This window comes from Streptomyces sp. 13-12-16, from assembly GCF_002114215.1.
GTDB lineage: Bacteria > Actinomycetota > Actinomycetes > Streptomycetales > Streptomycetaceae > Streptomyces.
Genome location: NZ_NCTE01001214.1, coordinates 1 through 3263 on the forward strand (window position 1 = coordinate 1; position 3263 = coordinate 3263).

At 72.3% G+C, this 3263-nt stretch carries 4 protein-coding genes and 2 pseudogenes; 3 read left to right on the plus strand and 3 right to left on the minus strand.

All coding sequences use genetic code 11. From position 1 onward, the window contains the following. Positions 1-105 (plus strand): annotated as a pseudogene (locus B7767_RS48740) (GntR family transcriptional regulator); the annotation flags it as partial. 5 nt (positions 106-110) lie between these two features. On the opposite strand, the pseudogene B7767_RS37950 reads toward B7767_RS48740, so the two are convergent. Further along, positions 111-506, minus strand: a pseudogene (locus tag B7767_RS37950) (glycosyl hydrolase-related protein); the annotation flags it as partial. 297 nt (positions 507-803) lie between these two features. Beyond that, positions 804-1232, minus strand: coding sequence for a DUF3291 domain-containing protein (locus B7767_RS37955; protein WP_085575958.1), 429 nt, complete (start codon positions 1230-1232; stop codon positions 804-806). An 87-nt stretch (positions 1233-1319) separates the two neighbouring features. Here B7767_RS37955 and B7767_RS37960 point away from each other — a divergent pair, with 87 nt between their 5' ends. Together B7767_RS37960 and B7767_RS37965 are read left to right on the plus strand one after the other, a co-directional pair. Then, entirely contained in the window at positions 1320-1973 is a 654-nt protein-coding gene (locus tag B7767_RS37960; protein WP_085575959.1) for a MerR family transcriptional regulator, read from the plus strand. A gap of 207 nt (positions 1974-2180) precedes the next feature. After that, entirely contained in the window at positions 2181-2576 is a 396-nt protein-coding gene (locus B7767_RS37965; protein ID WP_085575960.1) for a VOC family protein, read from the plus strand. Positions 2577-2599: 23 nt separating this feature from the next. Here B7767_RS37965 and B7767_RS45295 read toward each other — a convergent pair whose 3' ends face one another. Beyond that, positions 2600-2773 (minus strand): hypothetical protein, encoded by a 174-nt coding sequence (locus tag B7767_RS45295; protein WP_107486558.1) that lies wholly within the window; start codon positions 2771-2773, stop codon positions 2600-2602. Positions 2774-3263: the final 490 nt, after the last annotated feature.

Genomic DNA, 3263 nt, shown 5'->3' on the forward strand with positions numbered 1-3263 from the left:
ATCCACCGCGCCCTGGCCGCCCGCGACCCGGAGGCGGCGCGGGCGGCGGCGGCCGCGCACGTGGGCGCGGTGGAGGAGTGGCTGCGCGCCCGGCTGGAGGACTGAGCCGGTCAGGCCCGCTTCAGCCGCAGCGTCATCAGCTGGAAGGGGCGCAGGCGTACGGTGATCCGGCCGCCGTCGAGCAGCGGCGCCCGAGCGTCCGCCAGGGGGCGTTCCAGCAGGTCGGTCACCTCGACGCCGGTGGCGGCGAAGCCGGTGGTGAGCGTGGCGCGGGCGCGGGCGCCGTGGGCCTCGTGGAAGCGGCCGACGACGTCACCGCTGCCGTCGTCGGCCAGTTTGACCACCGTGACCACGGCCGCGTCCCGGTCGGCCGTCACCAGCGGGGCGACCTCACCGGCCCCGGTGAGGCGCCGCTCGGGCAGATTGATCCGCCAGCCCTCGCGCACCGCGTCACCGATGGACGCGCCCGGCACCAGCGCGTGCCGGAAGCGGTGCACGCCCTGGTCGGCCCCGGTGACCCTGAACCAGCTGGTGCCCCAGCGGGCGCCCACCTCGACGGGCTCGGGTTCGGCCGCGAGGCACTCGGCGACGGGGACGGGCTCGCCCGGGGCGTACCACACCGCGACCCCGAGGGGCACGCACTCGGGGTACGCGGCGGGACGGAGGCGCTCGTCCAGGACGCGCCCGAGGCGGGCTTCGACCAGGGCGCGGTCGTCATGCATGCGGGCGCTCCACGGGCGAGGACGGGTGGTCACCAGGGGTAGGGATCCCCCGGTGCGCGTCCGTTCGAACCAGGCCGCCGTTCAGTGGGCCGTGCCGCGCCCGTCCGGGGCCCCGGCCCGCGCCTGGGCCTCCAGGCGGCGCTTGGCGTCGTTCCAGTCGACCGGCAGCCCGCTGACGGGTACCTCCCAGAAGGTGAACGTCGAGTCGCTCATCGTCTCGCGCACGCCGGTCATGACGCTCTTGTGCGGTTCGGTCCGGGCGTAGGCGTAGAGCGCGTCCCGGCTCTCCCACGCGGACAGCGTGTAGAAGACCTTGCCGAACGGCCGGGCCTCCAGGGAGGCACCGAGGGCGCCGGGGGCCTTGCGGACCTGGCCCCAGGCGGAGAGGGACTTCCGGAAGAAGCGCGGGACGTCCTTCAGCGACCGCACCTCGAAGCGGGAGGCCATGACGAAGGCATGGGTGGTGTCGGGGCCCACCGGGTGCGGCGTGACCCAGGGAAGAGTAGGCACGGTAGTCTCGCCTCCATAGTTGGCTAGTGGCACTATCCATATTAGACAGTGCCACTACCCAATACGAAAGGGAGAACGGGAAAGCACGTGAGAATCTCGGAACTCAGCCGCCGCAGCGGGGTGCCCAACGCGACGATCAAGTACTACCTGCGCGAGGGACTGCTGCCGCCCGGCCGGGCGACCGCGGCGACCCAGGCCGAGTACGACGAGACCCATCTGAGAAGACTCCGCCTGATCCGCGCGCTGACGGGGGTACGGGGCCTGTCCGTCGCCTCGGCCAAGCAGGTCCTGGACGCCATGACCGAACACCGGGCCGACACGCACGAGTTGCTCGGCATCGCCTTCGGCATCCGGCCGCCCGACGGCGGCACACCGGCCCAGGACGAGGGCGAGGACCCGGCCGGGGCGAACCCCGAGGCCGCAGCCCTGGTCGACGCGATGGGCTGGTCGGTCTCCGCCCGGAACCCGGCCCGGCGGATCATCGACGAGACGCTGCGGACCCTGCGCTCACTGGAGGTCGAGTACGACTGGGAGGCGCTCCTCCCCTATGCCGAACTCGCGGAACGGACGGCCCGGCACGACCTCGACAACCTGGAGACGGTCACGGACCCGCTGGAGAAGGCCGAGCGGGCGGTGCTGTTGACCTTCCTCCTGGAACCGGCGCTGATGGCCCTGCGCCGGCTCGCCCAGGAGAACGAGTCCACCGCGCGCCACGGCGGGGACGAGCACTCCCCGGCCTGACCGCGACGGCATTGCGGTGATCGACCGCGAGGGTCTAGGGTCGGCCGGGTGACTGCCGGGTCGGCCATGGGCCATTCATGTGAGGCGCTCCCGGCCTCGGTGTGAGGCCGGTGCGGGGCGCGCCCCCGCTCGCGCGCACCCGTGGCCCGCCTCTTCTCCGCGTGTTCCCTCCCCTCACGGAAACCGACACCGGAGACGAATCCAGCCATGCCCGCAGTACAGCACGTCCAGTTGAACCACACCGCCGTCTACGCCAGTGACCGCCGGTACTCCGCCGAGTTCCTCGCCGGGATACTGGGACTGGAGGTCGGCGCCCCGTTCGGCCCGTTCCTGCCGGTCGACCTGGGCAACGGCGTGACCCTCGACTACCACGAGAAGCGCGACGAGCCGGTCCAGGGCCAGCACTACGCGTTCCTGGTGCCCGAGGAGCGGTTCGATGCAATGATCGCGCGCCTGGAGGCGGCCGGGGTCACCTACTACGCGGACCCGGGCCACACCGAGCCCGGCAGGGTCAACGAGCTCTTCGGCGGACGCGGCGCCTACTTCGACGACCCGGACGGCCACAACATGGAGATCATGACCCGGCCCTACGCCCGGCCGTAGCGGCGGGGCGCCCGCCCGTGCCGTCAGTCGACGCTGGGCAGGATGTGGGGCTCGGCGAGGTCGTCCTCGTAGCCCGCGAGGCGGATCGGGGCCGAACGGGCCCACACGTCGAGACTGCCGAGTTCCCCCGGCCGGCGGGCGGCGCGTTCCGTGTGCTCCTTGGGGCGCTGATCGCTCTTCGTCTGCTCCGGTGTCACCGCGCACTCCTTATGTGTCGGTCACCCTCGGGACGTACCGCGCCGGCCCTGCGCCTGGCGTCCGACGTCCGCTCGGGTCTGGATGAAAACCGTTCGGACGCGGTGGCGCCGGCGACTCGAGGGAGAGCAGGCCGTGGTGAACCGGCTGGTCCCATGACGGACCGTGGGTGCGGGTGGAACCCTGAACTGCTGTCCGTCCGGATCAGATTAACCAAATGAGCGGCCCCCCGCTCGATGGGGCTGAAAACAGACGGTAACGATCTCGTGTCGGACGGTACCCGATAAGCCGGAATAAGCTCCTATTTCCGGATGGACGTGACCAGTCGCGGTCGCCCGTTCGAAGTACGGGGGCGTCGGCGCTTGCGACCGGGCCGCGCGGCCGGGGGCGCGGTTCCGGTCCCGTCGCCCGGTACCCGGCACGGTCCGTCGCCGCACGGCGACGGCCTGCTCCCGGGAGGACCGGCGCACGGAGCCGCGCACCACCGCGCCG

What these genes read in the sequence shown, in the direction of transcription:
- B7767_RS37965 (WP_085575960.1), top strand. Translation starts at nt 2,181, where the DNA reads ATGCCCGCAGTACAGCACGTCCAGTTGAACCACACCGCCGTCTACGCC.